The following is a 17,977-nucleotide window of genomic DNA, read 5'->3' as shown; positions in this document are numbered from 1 at the left end:
CTGATGCGATGAGCATTCCAAGTTACTGATTACCCAGCACTTTCCGACGCCGTGAGCATTTGTGCCGCAAGCTTCTCCGGCAGGCGGCGCGGACGCCCCTTTGCATTGATCACGGCAATGATGACCTTCGCGGCAATCAGCAGTGTCTCGTCGCGCCGGATTTCCTGAGACAGCACCATCTTGGCGCCACCGGCCTTTTCGGTGACCGTGCGGATCGTCAGCAGGTCATCCATGCGAGCCGGTCCCTTGAAATCGATCTCCATGCGATGGACAACGAAAACCAGCCCCTCTTCATCGGCATTCAGAAGTTCGCGCTGTTCCACTCCGAGACAACGCAGGTAGTCGGTGCGTCCCCGCTCGAGGAAATGCAGATAGCGCGCGTGATAGACGAGCCCGGAAAAATCCGTATCCTCATAGTAGACTCGCTGCACCAGCCGGTGGCTTCCGGCTTCCAGTTCCCCAGCTATCAGAAAGGGGCTGTTCATCGTTGCCGCATCTCCTTGAATGTCCGGCATCTCTTTGGCCGAAGTTCTGCCATCAAGCAAGCTTTGAACAATTGTCATAAACTCCGACTATCCGGAATCGTGCCGGCTAGCGGATCGGCATAGAAGGAAGATCCTATGAAAATTGCGGTTATGGGCGGTGACGGATTCATTGGTTGGCCAACCTCGCTTCACCTCTCCGACGCCGGTCATGAGATCCACATCCTCGACAATCTCTCCCGCCGCTGGATCGATACCGAGCTGGGTGTCCAGTCCCTGACGCCGATGGATTCGATCCAGGAACGCACCCGCATATGGCACGCCGAAACCGGCCGCCGCATCCATTTCCACCTGATCGATCTCGCCAGGGACTATGAGCTTCTGAAAAAATGGCTGTCCGAGCATCGCCCCGATGCCATCGTCCATTTCGCCGAGCAGCGCGCCGCGCCCTATTCGATGAAGAGCGACCGCCACAAGAACTACACGGTCAACAACAACGTCAACGCCACCCACAACCTCCTGAACGCGCTGGTAGACCTCAATCTCGACGCCCATCTCGTGCATCTCGGCACGATGGGCGTCTATGGCTATTCGACGATCGGCGCTGCTATCCCCGAGGGCTATCTGCCCGTCGGCATCGAGACGACCGATGGTCGCACGGCGAGCCAGGAGATTCTTTACCCCGCCAATCCCGGCTCGATCTATCACATGACGAAGTGCCTCGATCAGCTGCTCTTTCAATTCTATGCCAAGAATGACGGGCTGAGGATCACCGACCTGCATCAGGGCATCGTCTGGGGCACGCATACCGAGCAGACGCACCGGCATGAGCAACTGATCAACCGGTTCGATTATGACGGCGACTATGGCACGGTGCTCAATCGCTTCCTCATCCAGGCGGCGATCGGCTATCCCCTGACCGTCCACGGCACCGGCGGCCAGACGCGTGCCTTCATCCATATTCAGGATTCGGTGCGCTGCATCGAACTTGCCTTGAAGAACCCGCCGCAACGCAATGCCCGTGTCGAGATCTTCAACCAGATGACGGAAACGCATCGCATACGCGATCTCGCGGAGATGATCGCCAAGATCAGCGGCGCCGAAATCGTCCGGCTTCCCAACCCGCGCAAGGAAGCCGCAGAGAACGAGCTGATCGTCAAGAACGACAAATTCCTGGGTCTCGGTCTCGATCCAATCACACTGAAAGCCGGCCTGCTGAGCGAGATCGTCGATGTCGCCAAGAAATACGCCTATCGCGTCGACCGCTCGCGGGTCCCGGCCGTCTCGGCCTGGACAAAGGATCTCGCCGCGACGGTCAACCACGATCCCGAGGGCAAGAGATTGAAGTCCGTGTCATGATGCCGAGAAGCGAAATATTGCAGGGGCTGCGTCCACACAGCCGCCCGCATGCCAGGCAGGCATTCGTGACACTCGTCACGAATGCCGACTATGCCATGGGAGCATTGGCGCTGGCGCGCTCGATTGCTCGCAGCGGCACCAGAGCCGATATTGTGGTGCTGCACACGGCGGGCGTTCGCGAAAGCGATCTCGCCCCGCTTCTCGCGCTGGATTGCCGGTTGATCGAGGTCGAGCATCTCCCGCTTTCGGACGCCTTCAACGAGCGGCATGCGCGTGGCAACCTCCATGCCGCCGCGCCTTTTACTAAGGGCCGCAAGCCGTCCTTTCACACGCCGCTCGATAATTTCTGCAAGCTGCGGCTCTGGCAGCTCATCGAATACGACACTTGCGTCTTCATCGATGCCGACGCGCTGGTGCTGAAGAATGTCGACAAGCTGTTCGATTATCCGGAGTTTTCGGCAGCCCCGAATGTCTATGAGAGCCTTTCGGATTTTCACCGGCTGAATTCCGGCGTTTTCGTCGCCAAGCCGTCGCTTCTGACGTTTCAGGACATGCTGCAGCGGCTCGACCGCCCAGACGTCTTCTGGCGGCGCACGGACCAATCTTTTCTGGAAGCCTTTTTCCCCGATTGGCACGGCCTTCCTGTCTTCATGAACATGCTGCAATATGTCTGGTTCAGCATGCCTCAACTCTGGAACTGGAACAGCGTCTCCATCCTGCATTACCAGTATGAAAAGCCCTGGGAGGAAAATCACCCCAAGGCCGATCGGCTAGGACCGTTGATCGACTTGTGGCACAGCTTCCACACCGGGCGGGATATGCCTGATATCGCCACGCTGGCAAATCCGAAGGCAGCGGCATGAGAGTCCTCCTCTCGGGCGGTACGGGCCTCGTCGGCCGATATATCGCCGAGGAGCTGTTGTCGGCCGGATACAAGGTCGCGATCGGCGGGCGCACACCGCCAGACCCTGCTTTGTTTTCCCGGCCGGTTTCCTTCGTACCGCTGAGCCTGGATCCCGCCGAAGACCAGCGTCATGCCTTTGATGACGCCTATCTCTTCGTCCACGCAGCGTTCAGCCACCTGCCGGGCAAATATCGCGGCGGTGAAGGAGACGATCCCGAAGCGTTCCGCCGCCTCAATCTGGACGGCACGGTAAGGCTATTCGAAGCAGCCAAAAAGGCCGGCATTCGTCGCTGCATCTTCCTCTCCTCCCGCGCTGTCTATGGCGATCAGGCTGGCAACGAAGAGGTGACGGAAGCGACGAAGCCCGCCGCAAACACGCTCTACGGCGCGGTCAAGCGCGATGCCGAGCACGCTCTTTTTTCGCTCTCGACACCCGGCTTCGCCACGGCAAGCATAAGGGCGACCGGCGTCTATGGCGACTTGCGGCCGAACAAATGGGACACGTTGTTCAGTGATTATCTGAATGGCAGACCGGTTGCCTCACGGGCAGGTACGGAAGTGCACGGCCGCGATCTCGGCCGCGCTATTCGCCTGCTTCTGGAAACGGAGGCAGGCCGCATCGACGGCGAAGCCTTCAACCTATCGGATATAGCGACCGATACCCACGAAATCCTGCAACACCTTCAGGCGGCAACACACTGTCCGCATCCCCTGCCCGCACCAGCGCCCGACGCGCCGACCGGCATCATGAGCACGGCAAAAATCCGTTCTCTCGGCTGGCAGGGCGGCGGGAAGGCATTGCTGCAGATGACGGTCGAGACACTCGCAAAGTCCGCGACTCTGCACCAGCGCCAGATCAGCGCATCAGCTTGATCTCGTCCCAGCCGAGAGCTGCTAACTCCGCACCCCTGAATTGGGCATCGTCAGCCACAACGAATTCATCGAGCTGCGGCGGGGCAACGCTTGTCCCGGCCAGCATCGCATGCACCTGACCGCGGTGATGCGTCTGGTGCTGGAACAGGTGGCTCAGCACGTCGTCTGCCCTCTCCCGCTGGACGCGGCCGCTGCGTTGGATATCGATCACCCGTAAGGCTTCTTCCGGCGTCAGCGCCTCGCAGAATGCGACCAGCCGGCGGTCGACCTCCGCCTGCTCCCAGCTCAAATCATCCAGCCGGTCGTAGGGCTCGTCGACCTCGAAGGCTTGAAGACCCAAAGAGCCGCCTTCCAGCGCATCGACATAGAACCAATCAACCGTGAGGTTATGATTAAGCGTCGCCTTGATCGACGGGAAAAAGCTGACCCGCGCGGCCTCGAATTCTCCGGGCTTCAGCGCCGTACAGGCCCGATAAAGCCGAACATTCGCCAGCGCATTGTTATAGGCAAGCTTTCGCACGCTTCGGAGTGGATCGTAATCGGGCATCGGACACCCCCTTAGGCTTTGTCGAGATCGCCATCACGCCAGACGAGATGACGGGGCGTTGCAGGCAGATTTTCGATTTCCTCCGCAATGAAGTAGGGCGGGATATCCAGCTCAACCAGAGCCTCCCGCGTTGCCCGTGCCCACTTGAATTCCAGCTCACTATCGCCATCCTGAATGCGATGCACGACATCGCGCGCATGGAACGGAAAACTGGCGGGGATTTCCATAAGGTAGTAGAGGCCGAACTCGTGCCAGTCACGCTGCTCGTAGTGAAAGAAGTTCTCCACCGACCAGAGAAGGCGCTCGACGGTCACCTCGATATCGAGTTCCTCCATCATTTCCCGCCTGAGCGTTTCCTCTGAGGTCTCGCCGATTTCGGCCCGGCCACCGGGAAAGGTCCAGAAGCTTTCGTGGACGGCGCGATGCACAAGTACATGACCGTCGCGAAAAGCCAGGCCCGCCACCCGCATCTGAAAACGCGTGTCACCGGCATTCAGTCTGATGAGCCTGCGTTTCGGCATCATGTTCACCCCAGGTCGATGACGACGATTTCGGGCGGCACGCCGAAGCGAACCGGCGCGATGGAGCAGCCGAGACCGCCGGAAACAATGATATGGCGCTCCTCCTCGACGATATGGCCATAAACATATCTGTCGCCATAGCGCGACGGCGAATAAGGCGACCAACCCAACACGCGCACCTGTCCGCCATGCGTGTGTCCGGACAAGGTCAGCGACACCCGCGACGGAACGCTCGGAAAGATATCCGGCTCATGCGCAAGAAGGATGACGGGCGCATCGTCGGTCACCTGCGCCAGCGTACCGCCGAGATCGTCCAGCCCCCTGGTCACAGACCGCTTCCACCGCATGCTGCGGCGCAGGGCAAGCTGATCTTCCACACCCGAAAGCCAGAACCCCTGACCGTTCTTTTCAAGGCGTGCTGAACGGTTGGAATAGACATCGATACCGGCGCCGGCCAACGCCCGATGACTGAATGTCGGGCCATGGCCGTTTCTCTGTGCCGTCGCATCGTGCCACCAGTCATGATTGCCGACGATGGCATGCACGCCGAGCGGCGCCTGCAGCTTCGCGAGTTCTGCCGCCCAGATGCTATGATCGACACGGGCCGTGATGAGATCGGTTCCCGACGTATAATCGCCGAGCAGAACGATGATATCGCCACCGAGATCATTGGCGTGCGCACAGATCGAGGCAATGCGTTCGGCGCTCATCCACGGTTCGCAGGCGTGGAAATCGGCAAGCGCGACGATCCTGAGCTTCAGCCCCGGCGTCCAGCCAGGCGGGGTCAGCGCATAGCGAGTGACACTCAGGCGAACGACCGGCTCATATCCGAGGGCATATCCGCCAAGTGCCATCAAACCGAAAATGCTGCCGCCGAAGAGCTTCAGGAAGCGGCGACGGCTGATCATTCATCGGCCTCCCGGAACAGCCGGAACTGTGCCGCCTCAATATCCTTGGGCGGCTGCAGGCCAAGATGTTTCCAGGCAATTGCGGTCAGGACGCGCCCGCGCGGCGTACGCTGAATGAAGCCCTGCTGGATCATATAGGGCTCGATAATATCCTCGATCGCATCGCGCGGCTCGGAAAGGCCAGCGGCGATAGTCTCGATACCGACAGGCCCGCCGCCGAAATTGACCGCGATCATGTTCAGATAGCGCTTGTCGAGCTGATCGAAGCCGACATTATCAACGAGAAGCCGTGTCAGTGCCTCGTCGGCAATCTCGCGCGTCACCGCTTCAACCTTGGCGACCTCGGCAAAATCGCGCACGCGCCGCAGCAGGCGGCCGGCAATGCGCGGCGTGCCGCGAGCCCGACGCGCGATCTCGCGCGCGCCCTCATCCGTCATGCCAAGACCCATCAACCTGGCACCACGCCGGACGATCAGCTCCAGCTCCTCGACCGTATAGAAGCTCAACCGTACAGGAATGCCGAAACGGTCGCGCAGCGGCGTGGTCAGGAGGCCGAGGCGGGTCGTAGCCGCAACCAGCGTGAACTTGGCGAGATCGATCTTCACCGAACGCGCCGCCGGGCCTTCGCCGATGATGAGATCAAGCTGGAAATCCTCCATCGCCGGATAGAGAATTTCCTCGACAGCCGGATTGAGACGATGGATTTCGTCGATGAAGAGCACGTCCCGCTCTTCGAGATTGGTGAGCAGCGCCGCAAGATCGCCCGCCTTGGCGATGACCGGGCCAGACGTCGAGCGAAAGTTGACGCCGAGTTCCTTGGCCATGATCTGCGCCAGCGTGGTCTTGCCGAGGCCGGGCGGGCCGACGAACAGCACATGATCCAGTGCCTCGCCACGACCCTTGGCCGCCTCGATGAAGACCTTCAGATTGGCGCGCGCTTCCGCCTGGCCGGTAAACTCGTCCAGCGATTGCGGCCTGAGCGTCGCATCGATGTCTTCGCCCCGCTTTTCCGGCGATATCAGACGTGCGGCTTCACTCATGTCAGAGGTTCCATTCCCGGTATGCGTTTTGCGGCTTCTGCGCCGAAGGCGTTATCACAACCACCGCCTCAAAAATACTCTGTGACTAAGGAGTGCCGAGGCCCGATCTCTCAGCTTTGCGACAATAGTCAGGATTGCGGATGGTGCAAAGCCTCACCGCGCGAGTTCCTTGAGACCGAGCCGGATCAGCTTGGCGCTATCCGCACCTTCGCCGGCCGCCTTTATAGCCGCCGCAACGGCGTTGGCTGCTTGATCGCGGGAGTAGCCGAGATTGGTCAGCGCCGAAACGGCATCGGCCACGGGTGCTGCGGCAACGCCTTCGCCCAGCTCCTGCTTGAGCGCGATATTGGCCGCGTCGCCGGCAAAAGCCGGCGCCTTGTTCTTCAGTTCCGTCACGATGCGCATGGCGACCTTGGGGCCGACACCCGGCGCTCGCGAGACGGCGGCGCGATCCTGCAAGGCGATCGCATTGGCAAGCTCGGCCGGCGTCAACGTCGATAGCAGCGCCAGCGCCACTTTCGCACCGACGCCCTGAACCGTCTGCACGATGTTGAACCACTCGCGTTCCAGCGCCGTCATGAAGCCGAAAAGCCGGATCTGATCTTCGCGCACATATGTCTCGATGAAGAGAATGCAGGCCTCGCCGACCGACCCGAGCTTCGACAGCGTCCGAGCCGAACAATAGGCGACGTAGCAGACGCCGTGCACATCCACGAGCACATAGTCTTCGCCGATCTCTTCGATTGTGCCTTTCAGCTTGCCGATCATGGATGATGTCCGTCAGGGATGGGTTTCTGGGGTGATGAGGTCGAGCGAGGGAAAGTAGGAGCGATAGCCCTTGGGATCTCGTGTTAATATGGAATAGCCACGCACCGCAGCGTGTGCGCCGATCATAAAATCAGGAAGAATGCGTTCTCTCCCACCGCCAGCCTGACGATAAACCCTGAAAGCCGCCGCTGCGGCAAATGCCGCTGACCACGGCAGGCTTTCGCGGCGGAATTCGCTTTGCGGCAGCAGTTCGTCCACTTGATCCATACTGCTGTATCGCACCGAGAATTCCGCATAGATGATGGGGTTGATAATGACTGCTCCTCGCTTGAAAGCGGAAAGAACCTGCGCGCTGGACCAACCATGCCAAACTGAACCAGGGATGGCCAAATCAACCAACACATTCGTATCGACGATAGTGACCATGATTACCGGTCACGAGTCATCGACATCAGCGCTTCGGCATCGATCTCCTGATCGCCGGTGCCTTCCAACCGCTTGAGGGTAGCCATAAACCGATCGAGCCGCTGCCGATCCTCGATGTCCCGCTTACCGTTCTTGGGCGAAACAACCAGCTTTCCATCCTCGATGGAAAATATGACTTCGCTATTGAGCTCTATGCCAGCCAACTCGCGCAAGTCGCGGGGGATGGTCACCTGCCCTTTGGATGTCACACGCATTCTTACTCTCCAAACTTAAAGTAAGAATTATCATTACCATAAGAACAAGTCAAGAACAAACTACCCGGCCAGCGCTGCCTGCCGCAGCCGGCTGGCGCCGCGGTTATGGGCGTGACAGACGGCGATAGCGAGCGCATCGGCCGCGTCATTGCCCTTGAACTCGACCTTGGGCATCAGGATCTTCAGCATCATGTGAATCTGCTGCTTCTCGCCGTGGCCGACGCCGATGACGGCCTTTTTGACCGCATTCGGCGCATATTCCGAGACAGGCAGGCCAGCGCGCGCCGGAACCAGCATGACGACGCCGCGCGCCTGACCGAGCTTCAGGGTTGCCACCGCATCCTTGTTGACGAAGGTCTGTTCGACGGCGGCCTCATTGGGCTGATAGCTGTGAACAACCTCGGCAAGTCCGTCATGCAGCTGGCAGAGACGGGACGCGAGATCCATGTCGCCGTCCGAGGTCACGGTCCCCGACGCCACGAAGCGCAGGGAATTGCCAAGCGTATCGATGATACCCCAGCCGGTACGGCGCAGGCCCGGATCGATGCCGATGATGCGAATCGTATTCTGCATAAGCCAACCTATCTTTCAGGCTCGACATGTGCCAGCAAAATGTGAACAAAACAAAAACAAGGGTCTGGTTGGATCGCCAAAGCCGCGCTGAAAACATCGTGACGAAATTGCGGCGATGGGTTTGGAATAGGCGGACAGCGCTCCTACATGTGCAAGCGACCCTCCCTTCCACCACGCAGGTTTCTTGCCATGGTCCCCTTTTCCATCCTCGATCTTTCGCCCGTTGCCGAAGGCAGCACCATCAGCCAATCCTTCGACGGCTCGAAGCGCATGGCGCAGAAGGCGGAAGAGCTGGGCTATAACCGATTCTGGCTTGCCGAGCATCACGGCATGCCGGGTGTTGCCAGCGCCGCGACATCGGTCGTCATCGGCCATGTCGGCGCGGCAACCTCGCGCATCCGCATCGGTTCGGGCGGCGTCATGCTGCCGAACCATTCACCGCTCGTGATTGCCGAACAGTTCGGCACGCTGGAAGCGCTGTTTCCCGGCCGCGTCGATCTCGGCCTCGGCCGCGCCCCGGGCACCGACATGCGCACGGCGCAGGCCCTGCGGCGAAATATAGATGCCGGCGCGCAGAGCTTTCCTCAGGATATCGTCGAACTGCGGCACCTCTTCAGCCCCGCGGACGACAATCAGATCATCCTTGCCGTTCCCGGCCATGGCGCCAATATCCCTATCTGGCTGCTCGGCTCCAGCCTCTACAGCGCCCACCTCGCCGCTATGCTGGGCTTGCCCTATGCTTTCGCTTCGCATTTCGCCCCGGAAGCCTTGATGGATGCCATCGCCATCTATCGCGAGCGCTTCACGCCTTCGGCCACGCTCGACAAGCCCTATGTCATGGTCGGCGCCATGGGAGCGGTGGCGGAGACGGATGAGGAAGCGCAGTATCACTTCACCTCCGCGCAACAGCAATTCGTCAATCTCCGCCGCAACGTGCGCGGCCCCTTCCCGCGCCCGCGCCGTGACATGGATGATTTCTGGACGCCAATGGAAAAACTGAACGTGGAAAATACGTTGCGCTATGCCGTGGTCGGCTCGCCGGCAACGGCGGAGGCGAAGCTTTCGCAATTCATCAAGGATACGGAAGCCGATGAAGTCATCATATCGATGCCGATTCACGATATCGAGGCACGCCTGAAGTCGGTGGAACTCTTCGCGACGCTTCCAAGCTTCAAGAAGGTCTCCTGACCTTCGAAAGCGAACGGTCTAATCCGGTGAGCCGATCCAGCATATATGGCTCACCGGGCGATCGGCGGGCTCAAGCCACGAGCCTCGTCTTCCAATGACGCCGGATGAGCATGTCGAGCGACAGCTTGCCGGCGCCGGCGACGATCAGCGCGAACATACCGCCCGCGATCGCCAGATCCTTTTCGAAATGCAGCAACTCATTATGGCTGGCGAAGTTGGTGTGAAAAAGTAGCGCCGTCAGCACACAGAATAGGCCAAGGCCAAATGCCGCAAGGCGCGTCATAAGCCCGAGCGCGATGGCGAGGCCGGCGCCAAGCTGCAGCACGATGGTGGCAATGGCGATAGGGGCAGTGACGCCAAGCCTCGCCATGGCCTCCAATGCGGTGTCGAGATTGCTGGCAAGTTCGATGCCTTCTTCCAGAAAGAGCAGCGATAGCAGCAGGCGGCCGAACAGCAATGCCATGTCGGCCATATTCACAAGAACGGCACTCTCCTCTTCGAATTCCATGACCTTTCTCCTTCCTGTCGATATTCGTGCGGCTTCCGATCCCGTCCGGCGGCATCCCCTCGACATGACCGAGTGAAATGCCGCCGGAACGATGGAGATCGGGCTCAGTTGCTGGCCTTGGCGGCGATCGCCTTGGTCAGGTCCTCAAGCTCCTCGCATCCCGCCGGGCAAAGCTTTGTCAGCGTCGCCAGCTGCTCGCGGGCCTTAGGCATGTCGCCCGTCTCGACATAGAGCTCGCCGAGATATTCGTGCGCGCCCTTGTGACCCGGCTGCAGTTCCAGGGCCTTGGTGTAGTAAGTGAGCGACGTCTTGAAGTCGCCGGTCTTGCGCAGGGTGAAGCCCATCAGATTGTAGACATCGGCCTGCTGGTGCTCCTCGGCGATATCGCGAAGCTCGGCGAGTGCGCCGGCATAGTCCTTCGCATCGATCTTGGTACGCACGGAGGTCAGGTCCGGCGCATCGGTCGATTCCATATTGTCGACGGCAAAGGCAATGCCTGCCGTTGCGGCCGGAAGGATGGCGACGACGCACAGGCCTGCGATCCCGAAAATGACATGTCTGAACATGGTAATTGCTCCTGTTTTTGGCCGCTCAGGCCTGGATGGTGGGGGTGAATCCGTAGGCATTGCCGTCCTTGACGAAGGTGCCGGAGCCCGGGAACGGGAAATGCGAGCCGCAAATCCTGATCTTGTCGGCAATGACGCGATCGATCAGCCTGCGGCGGGTGGCAACCGCCATCGGACCATCCTGGTCGTAGGCACCTTCCCATTCGGGATGAGGCGCCAGCAGTGCCGGCACATACATGATGTCGGCCGAGACCATCAGCTGCTCGCTGCCGCCATCGATGAGGAAGACCGAGTGGCCCGGCGTATGACCGTATGCGGCAAGCATGTGCACGCCGGGCGCTACTTCGGCATTGTCCTCGACCAGCTTCCAGTTCTTCCACGTCGGGAAGACGGAGGCGATGCGGCGGCCGGCTTCCTTGCGGCCCTGCGCCAGCTTGTCGACGCGGCCGGGATCGGTCCACCAGTTGTATTCGGCGGCGTTGACGATCAGCTCGGCATTCGGGAAGACGGCCGCGTTCGTTTCCTTTTCCATCAGGCCCCAGACGTGGTCGGGATGGAAATGCGAGATCATGATCGTATCGATCTTCTTATAGTCGATGCCGGCGGCAGCCATGTTGGCCGGCAGATGCGTGGCATTGGTCTGCCATTGGCCGACACCGGAGCCGGCATCCATCATGATCTTGCGCCCGCCGATATCGAGAACGACGACGGTCAGCGGAATCGGCATGAAGTCTGTGGTAAGGCCGGCCTTTGAGAGTGCTGCCTTGGTGTCTTCGACGGAAGCATTCTTGATGAAGGCCGGATCGTGCGGCTTGCGCCAGATGCCGTCATAGATGGCCGTGACCTCGATCGAACCGACTTTGTATTTGTAGAAGCCGACCGTCGGCTCCAGCTGCGTGGCGGCAAAAGCTTGCGGAATGAATTCGAGCTTCGACGACAGCCCGAAGGCTGCCGCAGCTGCGGCCGTGCCGAGCACGGCGCGGCGGGTCATATCAAACATCGCAATATCTCCTCAGGGTTATGGCTTTTCGGGCCGGGCGGAGGTCGCAAGCAATCGCGGCCGTCCACTGAGGAAGAAGATCGATAGCAATGAGCGCTTATTCCCAATCGCGCGAAAAATTCTCACAAACCGTTGAAATGTATGAGGTTATTTTTCATGAGACTGGATTGGAGCGGCAGAATGGCGGGCCTCCGCATTCGGCATCTGCGATTTTTTGCTTTCGACCGGGAATAAAACCCGCGCGGGCGCGATCTAGTATCGCAGGCAACATTGCAAGCACCGTATCCGAGGCTTACAGTCGGTATCGGCGTTTTGCGGGGATCATGATGAAAGACGCCCAATTTATGACTTCGATGACGCTCGGCGAGTTCCCGATATGGAGCTTGCGCCCATCGCAAGACGACGCGGTTGGCAGGTCGGGTTGGTTTACAAACTGCCTGCGCGCTTTCCTTGCGGCACTGAAGCCGAGCGGATACATTGTCCTCACGACTACGGCAGACTCATCGTCGCATGAAATGCCTGCACAGCGTGCGACCGCCTCCCCCGACGAGACTATGCGTCGCTTCCAGCAAACGATCATCCCGCATCTGGACGCCGCCTATAATTTCGCGCGGTTCCTGAGCCGTGATGCCGATGCAGCCCAGGATATCGTGCAGGAAGCCTATCTTCGCGCCTATCGCGGCTTCGGCGGGTTTCGCGACGGCGATGCCCGCGCCTGGACCTTCACCATCGTCCGCAATTGCTACCATGCCTGGCTGCAGGAGGGCCGGCGCAAGACTCGCTATGAGCAGCCGATGACGGACGAACGGGATTCGGATGAGGGCCCGCCCTCCCCTGATCCCGCCTCCGAAGAGGATACGCCCGAGGCGGCCTTCATCCGCAAGTCGGAAACGCAGCGCGTGCGCGAGGTCATCAACAGGCTGCCCGATGCCATGCGCGAGGTCCTGGTCCTGCGCGAACTCGAGGATCTCTCCTACAGGGAAATTGCCGAGATCATCGATGCGCCGATCGGCACCGTCATGTCGCGCCTTGCCCGCGCCCGCCGTGATTTCGGCGAAGTCTGGCGCAGCCTCGACGAGAAAGGGGCGGCACGATGAGCGGCAGAGAGCAACATGATCACAGTGAATGGAACGACCTGCTGCACGGCTTCATCGACGGCGAACTGGACGCAACCAACGCGGCGCGTTTCGAGGCGCATCTGGCGACTTGCCGGGACTGCGCCGGCGAGATGGAGAATGCTCTGATGGTCAAGCGTCTTTCCGCACGCGAGGGCGTCAAATGGCAGGCGCCTGATACCGTCCATGCCCGCGTGCAGGCGGCACTGACGCTGGAGCAATCCATGATGAGGCGCGCAACCACGGCCGCGAGCCAAACGGAGAGCCCGTGGCAGCACGTGTGGCGATTGGTCCGCGAATGGAGTTTCGTGCCGTCGCTTGCCGTCCTTGCGGCAAGCCTCATGCTGGTACTGAACGTGCCGCAGCAGAGCCAGACGATCGAGGATCAGCTTCTCGCAAGCCATGTGCGCTCGATGCTCGCCGACCATCTGACCGACGTGCTGACATCAGACCAGCACACGGTCAAACCATGGTTCAACGGCAAGATCGATTTCTCCCCGCCCGTAGTCGATCTGGCAGCACAGGGCTTCCCTCTCGTCGGCGGCAGGGTGGATTATCTCGATGGTCGGGTGGTGGCGGCGCTGATCTATCGCCGGCATGGTCATGTCATCAATCTCTTCATCTGGCCGGGCGCTGCGGGAGCCAAAACCAATGCCGAGAAGGAGGGCTATAATTTCGTCGAATGGCATGCCGACGGGCTGGTCTTTTGGGCTGTCTCCGATGTCGCCGCACCGGATCTCACCACCTTCCGCGATGATTTTATCCGCACGACAGCCCCATAACGCAAAAAGCCGGCCGCATCGCTGCAGCCGGCTTTTCTGAATGATCAGAAGGGATCAGGCCGAGAGCTTGGCCATAACTTCGTCCGAAACTTCGAAGTTCGAATAGACGTTCTGAACGTCGTCATCGTCTTCAAGGTTTTCGATGAGCTTCATCAGCGACTGGGCCTTTTCTTCGTCGACCGGCACGTTGTTCTGCGCGCGCCAGATCGCCTTCACGGTTTCGGCTTCGCCGAGCGTCGCTTCGAGCGCCTTGGCGACTTCGCCGAGGGATTCGAAGGCGCAGATGATGACATGGCCCTCTTCATCGCTTTCGACATCATCGGCGCCTGCCTCGATCGCCGCTTCCATGACCTTGTCGGCATCGCCGGCGGTCGGCTTGTAGGTGATTTCGCCGACGTGATCGAAGGAGAAGGACACCGAACCGGTTTCGCCAAGCGCACCGCCGGCCTTCGTGAAGATCGAGCGAACGTTGGATGCTGTGCGGTTGCGGTTGTCGGTCAGCGCTTCGACGATGATCGCCGTACCGCCCGGACCGTAGCCCTCGTAACGGATCGCGTCGTAATTCTCGGTATCGGCACCGGAAGCCTTCTTGATGGCACGGTCGATATTGTCCTTCGGCATCGACTGGGCCTTGGCGTTCTGGATCGCCAGACGCAGGCTCGCGTTCATGGTCGGGTCGGGCAGGCCCGATTTGGCAGCGACCGTAATTTCGCGCGCCAGCTTCGAGAACATTTTCGAGCGCACAGAGTCCTGACGACCCTTGCGGTGCATGATGTTTTTAAACTGTGAATGGCCAGCCATGGCACCCCTGTTCACGTCTTTTGTTGGGAATGGGCTGCCTTATAAGAGCGAAGCGGCCCTCATTCAAGTAAAAAGCCGGATAATGGGGATGAAGAGCGGTCGCGATCGAGAAGGTCTCAAAGGTGATCGCGATGGTCACAGCCCCTTGAGCACATAGATCAGCGGCTTGCGCGGCAAGGTCTTCACCGACACCGTGACGCTCGGCGTCGGTGCATAGGCAATATCGAAGTCGGGGCCGAACAGGGCGAGAAACTGATCGACCGGCGGACCCCAGCGATGCATGGGCAGGATCAGCGACGAGCGCAGCCTTTTCACCACGCGGCTCATGCTGTCGGCCCCCATGGTCAGACCGCCGTCGACCGGCACCATCACGACATCGAGACGGCCGATCTCGGCATATTGCTGGTCGGTGAGCTCGAAATGCAAATGGCCCAGATGTCCGATGCAAAGGCCCGCCACCTCGAAGATGAAGATCGAATTGCCGTTGGCTTCGATGCCGCCGCCCCAGGAGCGAATATCGGTGACAACATTGCGGATCAGCGTATCTCCCACAGTCATGCGGATCTTTTCCGGCTCTCCAGGCACATCGCTCCATCCATGCAGCACATATTTGATCGCCGGGTCCGGCGTCAGCGTGTAGTGGCTCGGATGCGCCTTGTTCATCGTGACGACCTCGGGCGTATAGGGCGGCGGATAGGCACCGCTATAATCCGTGGCGATGGAAACGCCGCCCGGCGTTTCGATGAACAGCGTCGCATGGCCGAGGAAGGTAATCTTCACCTCGCCATTAACCGGATCATCGGCAAGCGTCGGGTCGGGAGGAGAAAAGCTGGCGAAAGTTGCTTTCGGAAGAGATTGCGCGATCGCCTGGCATTGGCTGGGTTGCGGACGAGAGGGCTTTTGCTGGGCGTCAGCCGCAGTCCACCAAAAAATCATCGCCAGGAAAAACGCGGCAAGGACAGGAAATCGCTGTAACATGCCATCCCCTCAAGCCAGATAGTGGCCGAAGGATGCGGCATGACCGGAAACGGGTCCAGCGGCAATCAGACAGGATTGCTCACAATCGCGTCATCTTATGGTGATGCTGAATTACCGGGCAGCGATCAGCGCCAGAAGTCCGGAATGGTTTCCGCAAGCCTTGGGCCAAGCCGGAGCGGCGCGATCTTCTCAGCCAATCCCGTCGCGTCAGAAATCTCGACGCCGACGCCGCAGATGGTGGCAGGCCCCGACGCTGCCTCGAAACGTCCCTTCGGCATCTTCGAGATGAAGCGGTTGAGCGGCTCTTCCTTTTCCATGCCGAGCGAGGAATCGTAATCGCCGCACATGCCAGCATCCGACATATAGGCGGTGCCACCATTCAGGATCTGTGCATCCGCAGTCGGCACATGCGTATGCGTGCCAATGACGAAGCTCGCGCGGCCATCGACGAAGTGACCGAAACACTGCTTTTCGCTCGTCGCCTCCGCATGGAAGTCGAAGACGATGGCATCCGCCTGCTCTTTCAGCGGGCATACATCGAGGATGGCTTCCGCCGACTTGAAGGGATCGTCGAGCTCCGGATGCATGAAGACGCGGCCCATGATGTTGGCAACGAGCACGCGGGCCCCGTTGCGGGCATAGTAGAGGCCGGAACCGCGGCCGGGCGTGCCGGCCGGATAGTTGGCAGGGCGCAGAAACTGGTCGTGACGCTCGCAGAAAACGACGGCTTCCTTCTGGTCCCAGACATGGTTGCCCGTCGTCACGACGTCAGCGCCGGCATTGATCGTCTCAAGGAAGATGTCCTCGGTGATGCCGAAGCCGCCGGCAGCATTCTCGCCGTTGACGATGACGAAATCGAGCTTCAGGTCGGATACGAGGCCCGGCAGGCGGTCCCACACCGCGGTCCGTCCTGTCTTGCCGACCATATCTCCCAGAAAAAGCAGGCGCATTCGCTATCCAATCACTTCCGAAACGAAATTGAGTCCGCTCTCGGTCAAAATCGCGTCAAGACGGACATCATGCGGCTCAGCCGGCACTGATGGCACTTCTTGGCAATCGAATGCAATGCCGATCAGCCGCGGATTCAACCCTTTTTGATGCAGGCGTTCGATCGCACGGTCGTAATGACCGGCACCATAGCCTATGCGATGGCCGCTTCTGTCGAAGGCCGAAAGCGGCACGAGCATGATATCCGGGTCCAGCACCGCCGCTTCAGGTCCCGGACCGGAAGTCCCGAATCCAACCGGAACCAATGGCACCCCGGCGACAAGCTCCCGGAAGACGATCGTGCTGCGGTCGAGGATCACAGGCACGCAGAGCCGCGCCCCACGCTCCCGCAGACGCGCCATCAATGGCCTTATATCCACTTCCGAACGGATCGGCAGGAAGCCGGAGACGATATCTCCCGGCCTGATATCGATGGCGTCGCCACCATGCACCACCATGGCCAGGCCCTTTTCAATACGGTCTTCAGCCGGAATGGCGTCCCGTGCCGCCAGGCGCTCGTTGCGATATCGGGCTTTCAGCTCTTTGGGAGTCATTGGATCTTCGCGAAAGTTTATATTATCGCAAAAACATAATGAGCCGGCAGCCCATTGCAAAGCGCGAAAGCGACATGCCGTGGTCGCAGAAAGGAGTGGGCTGCATCAGCCTTTGCGGATGATCGACAATTTTCCGTTGCCATCCACATGGGCGCGAACATTTTCATAATTCTGCAGCGTCGTATGATTGGTCTCGATCGGATGCGAGTGCGTCGCCGTGATGACCACCACATCCGCACCAGCCGCCTCGCCGGCCTTGACACCGGCCAAGACGTCTTCAAACACCAGGCATTCCGACGGGCTGAGGCCGAGGCGCTGCGCCCCGAGGATGTAACCTTGCGGATCGGGCTTACCGACCTTCACGTCTTCGGCGGTGACCATGAAGCGCGGAACCGGGATCCCGGCGGCATCCAGCCGCGCCAGCGCCAGCTGATAGGGCGACGAGGTGACGATCGCCCAGCGCTCCGGCGGCAAAGACGCGAGGAAATCGACGGCGCCCGGCAGCGCGATCACACCCTCGACATCGGCAATCTCGGCCTCGGTGATCTTCAGCGCTTCCGCGACCGGATCCACGCCGGGCAGATTCAACTGACCGATCGTATCAACCCCGCGCTTGCCATGCATGGTCGGCATGAACTTCTCGACATCAAGACCCTGGGCGCGTGCCCAGTTGCCCCAGACACGTTCTGCAGCAGCAATCGAATTGATGATCGTGCCGTCCATATCGAACAGGAAGCCGGAATAGGTCTTGGCGAAGGCGGAATTCGATGCGGCGGACAAGGGCGGACCTTTCTGGATAAGACGGTGAGCGGCTGCGGCAAACGCAGCGCTCATGATATGCCC

At 60.1% G+C, this 17,977-nt stretch carries 23 protein-coding genes; 6 read left to right on the top strand and 17 right to left on the bottom strand.

Annotated features, from left to right (window positions below):
- Positions 1 to 29: 29 nt before the first annotated feature.
- Positions 30 to 485 (bottom strand): tol-pal system-associated acyl-CoA thioesterase, encoded by a 456-nt coding sequence (gene ybgC / locus FHT73_RS21520; RefSeq protein ID WP_112335292.1) that lies wholly within the window; start codon positions 483 to 485, stop codon positions 30 to 32.
- Positions 486 to 620: 135 nt separating this feature from the next.
- On the opposite strand from ybgC, the gene FHT73_RS21515 reads away from it, so the two are divergent.
- Genes FHT73_RS21515 through FHT73_RS21505 form a run of 3 tightly spaced genes read left to right on the top strand, consistent with a single transcriptional unit; the run spans position 621 to position 3,618 of the window.
- Positions 621 to 1,841, top strand: a complete 1,221-nt coding sequence (locus FHT73_RS21515) for an NAD-dependent epimerase/dehydratase family protein (protein WP_112609488.1) — start codon at positions 621 to 623, stop codon at positions 1,839 to 1,841.
- Positions 1,838 to 2,704, top strand: a complete 867-nt coding sequence (locus FHT73_RS21510) for a glycosyltransferase (RefSeq protein WP_183714686.1) — start codon at positions 1,838 to 1,840, stop codon at positions 2,702 to 2,704. The genes FHT73_RS21515 and FHT73_RS21510 overlap by 4 nt, the downstream gene beginning before the upstream one ends.
- Positions 2,701 to 3,618 carry an NAD(P)-dependent oxidoreductase gene (locus tag FHT73_RS21505; RefSeq protein WP_112609490.1) on the top strand — a complete coding sequence of 306 codons (918 nt, stop codon included), beginning with the start codon at positions 2,701 to 2,703 and terminating at the stop codon, positions 3,616 to 3,618. Before FHT73_RS21510 ends, FHT73_RS21505 begins: the two co-directional genes overlap by 4 nt.
- Here the strand turns inward: FHT73_RS21505 and FHT73_RS21500 are convergent.
- From FHT73_RS21500 to ruvC, 8 genes are all read right to left on the bottom strand, one after another.
- The gene (locus FHT73_RS21500) at positions 3,602 to 4,165 is read right to left on the bottom strand and encodes a DinB family protein (protein ID WP_112609492.1); all 564 of its coding nucleotides are present in this window, start codon (positions 4,163 to 4,165) and stop codon (positions 3,602 to 3,604) included. The two genes, FHT73_RS21505 and FHT73_RS21500, sit on opposite strands and share 17 nt — an antisense overlap.
- Before the next feature lie 11 nt (positions 4,166 to 4,176).
- Positions 4,177 to 4,686: an NUDIX hydrolase gene (locus FHT73_RS21495; protein WP_112609623.1), complete on the bottom strand. Its 510-nt coding sequence runs from the start codon at positions 4,684 to 4,686 to the stop codon at positions 4,177 to 4,179.
- A 5-nt stretch (positions 4,687 to 4,691) separates the two neighbouring features.
- Positions 4,692 to 5,594, bottom strand: coding sequence for a metallophosphoesterase (locus FHT73_RS21490; RefSeq protein WP_112609494.1), 903 nt, complete (start codon positions 5,592 to 5,594; stop codon positions 4,692 to 4,694).
- Positions 5,591 to 6,634 carry a Holliday junction branch migration DNA helicase RuvB gene (gene ruvB, locus FHT73_RS21485; protein ID WP_112609496.1) on the bottom strand — a complete coding sequence of 348 codons (1,044 nt, stop codon included), beginning with the start codon at positions 6,632 to 6,634 and terminating at the stop codon, positions 5,591 to 5,593. Before ruvB ends, FHT73_RS21490 begins: the two co-directional genes overlap by 4 nt.
- A gap of 153 nt (positions 6,635 to 6,787) precedes the next feature.
- Entirely contained in the window at positions 6,788 to 7,402 is a 615-nt protein-coding gene (ruvA, locus tag FHT73_RS21480; RefSeq protein ID WP_112409994.1) for a Holliday junction branch migration protein RuvA, read from the bottom strand.
- 12 nt (positions 7,403 to 7,414) lie between these two features.
- Positions 7,415 to 7,828: a type II toxin-antitoxin system VapC family toxin gene (locus FHT73_RS21475; protein WP_112335059.1), complete on the bottom strand. Its 414-nt coding sequence runs from the start codon at positions 7,826 to 7,828 to the stop codon at positions 7,415 to 7,417.
- Positions 7,829 to 7,830: 2 nt separating this feature from the next.
- The gene (locus FHT73_RS21470; RefSeq protein WP_112609498.1) at positions 7,831 to 8,082 is read right to left on the bottom strand and encodes an AbrB/MazE/SpoVT family DNA-binding domain-containing protein; all 252 of its coding nucleotides are present in this window, start codon (positions 8,080 to 8,082) and stop codon (positions 7,831 to 7,833) included.
- Positions 8,083 to 8,142: 60 nt separating this feature from the next.
- Entirely contained in the window at positions 8,143 to 8,655 is a 513-nt protein-coding gene (gene ruvC / locus FHT73_RS21465; protein ID WP_112335061.1) for a crossover junction endodeoxyribonuclease RuvC, read from the bottom strand.
- Positions 8,656 to 8,844: 189 nt separating this feature from the next.
- Here ruvC and FHT73_RS21460 point away from each other — a divergent pair, with 189 nt between their 5' ends.
- Positions 8,845 to 9,843, top strand: coding sequence for an LLM class flavin-dependent oxidoreductase (locus tag FHT73_RS21460; protein ID WP_112609500.1), 999 nt, complete (start codon positions 8,845 to 8,847; stop codon positions 9,841 to 9,843).
- A 70-nt stretch (positions 9,844 to 9,913) separates the two neighbouring features.
- Here FHT73_RS21460 and FHT73_RS21455 read toward each other — a convergent pair whose 3' ends face one another.
- The 3 genes from FHT73_RS21455 to FHT73_RS21445 all read right to left on the bottom strand — a co-directional run bounded on the left by FHT73_RS21455 (position 9,914) and on the right by FHT73_RS21445 (position 11,917).
- Complete coding sequence (locus FHT73_RS21455) at positions 9,914 to 10,351, bottom strand: DoxX family protein (RefSeq protein ID WP_112609502.1); 438 nt, start codon at positions 10,349 to 10,351, stop codon at positions 9,914 to 9,916.
- A 104-nt stretch (positions 10,352 to 10,455) separates the two neighbouring features.
- Positions 10,456 to 10,917: a tetratricopeptide repeat protein gene (locus tag FHT73_RS21450; RefSeq protein ID WP_112609504.1), complete on the bottom strand. Its 462-nt coding sequence runs from the start codon at positions 10,915 to 10,917 to the stop codon at positions 10,456 to 10,458.
- 25 nt (positions 10,918 to 10,942) lie between these two features.
- On the bottom strand, positions 10,943 to 11,917 hold the full coding sequence (locus tag FHT73_RS21445) for an MBL fold metallo-hydrolase (protein WP_112609506.1): 975 nt from the start codon (positions 11,915 to 11,917) through the stop codon (positions 10,943 to 10,945).
- Between the two features lie 344 nt (positions 11,918 to 12,261).
- On the opposite strand from FHT73_RS21445, the gene FHT73_RS21440 reads away from it, so the two are divergent.
- Both FHT73_RS21440 and FHT73_RS21435 read left to right on the top strand, forming a co-directional pair.
- Complete coding sequence (locus FHT73_RS21440) at positions 12,262 to 13,014, top strand: sigma-70 family RNA polymerase sigma factor (protein ID WP_112609508.1); 753 nt, start codon at positions 12,262 to 12,264, stop codon at positions 13,012 to 13,014.
- Complete coding sequence (locus tag FHT73_RS21435) at positions 13,011 to 13,814, top strand: anti-sigma factor (RefSeq protein ID WP_112609510.1); 804 nt, start codon at positions 13,011 to 13,013, stop codon at positions 13,812 to 13,814. Before FHT73_RS21440 ends, FHT73_RS21435 begins: the two co-directional genes overlap by 4 nt.
- Before the next feature lie 54 nt (positions 13,815 to 13,868).
- Here FHT73_RS21435 and FHT73_RS21430 read toward each other — a convergent pair whose 3' ends face one another.
- The 5 genes from FHT73_RS21430 to FHT73_RS21410 form a co-directional block, all read right to left on the bottom strand.
- Positions 13,869 to 14,615 carry a YebC/PmpR family DNA-binding transcriptional regulator gene (locus FHT73_RS21430; protein ID WP_112410001.1) on the bottom strand — a complete coding sequence of 249 codons (747 nt, stop codon included), beginning with the start codon at positions 14,613 to 14,615 and terminating at the stop codon, positions 13,869 to 13,871.
- 135 nt (positions 14,616 to 14,750) lie between these two features.
- Positions 14,751 to 15,551 carry an MBL fold metallo-hydrolase gene (locus FHT73_RS21425; RefSeq protein ID WP_246712187.1) on the bottom strand — a complete coding sequence of 267 codons (801 nt, stop codon included), beginning with the start codon at positions 15,549 to 15,551 and terminating at the stop codon, positions 14,751 to 14,753.
- Between the two features lie 167 nt (positions 15,552 to 15,718).
- Positions 15,719 to 16,543, bottom strand: coding sequence for a YmdB family metallophosphoesterase (locus tag FHT73_RS21420; protein WP_183714680.1), 825 nt, complete (start codon positions 16,541 to 16,543; stop codon positions 15,719 to 15,721).
- A gap of 3 nt (positions 16,544 to 16,546) precedes the next feature.
- Positions 16,547 to 17,134, bottom strand: a complete 588-nt coding sequence (locus FHT73_RS21415) for a 5-formyltetrahydrofolate cyclo-ligase (protein WP_183714677.1) — start codon at positions 17,132 to 17,134, stop codon at positions 16,547 to 16,549.
- Positions 17,135 to 17,239: 105 nt separating this feature from the next.
- Complete coding sequence (locus tag FHT73_RS21410) at positions 17,240 to 17,968, bottom strand: HAD family hydrolase (protein ID WP_246712179.1); 729 nt, start codon at positions 17,966 to 17,968, stop codon at positions 17,240 to 17,242.
- Positions 17,969 to 17,977 lie beyond the last annotated feature (9 nt).

It is taken from the genome of Rhizobium sp. BK098 (assembly GCF_014193155.1).
GTDB lineage: Bacteria > Pseudomonadota > Alphaproteobacteria > Rhizobiales > Rhizobiaceae > Rhizobium.
This window is presented reverse-complemented; position numbering and strand designations above follow the sequence as displayed.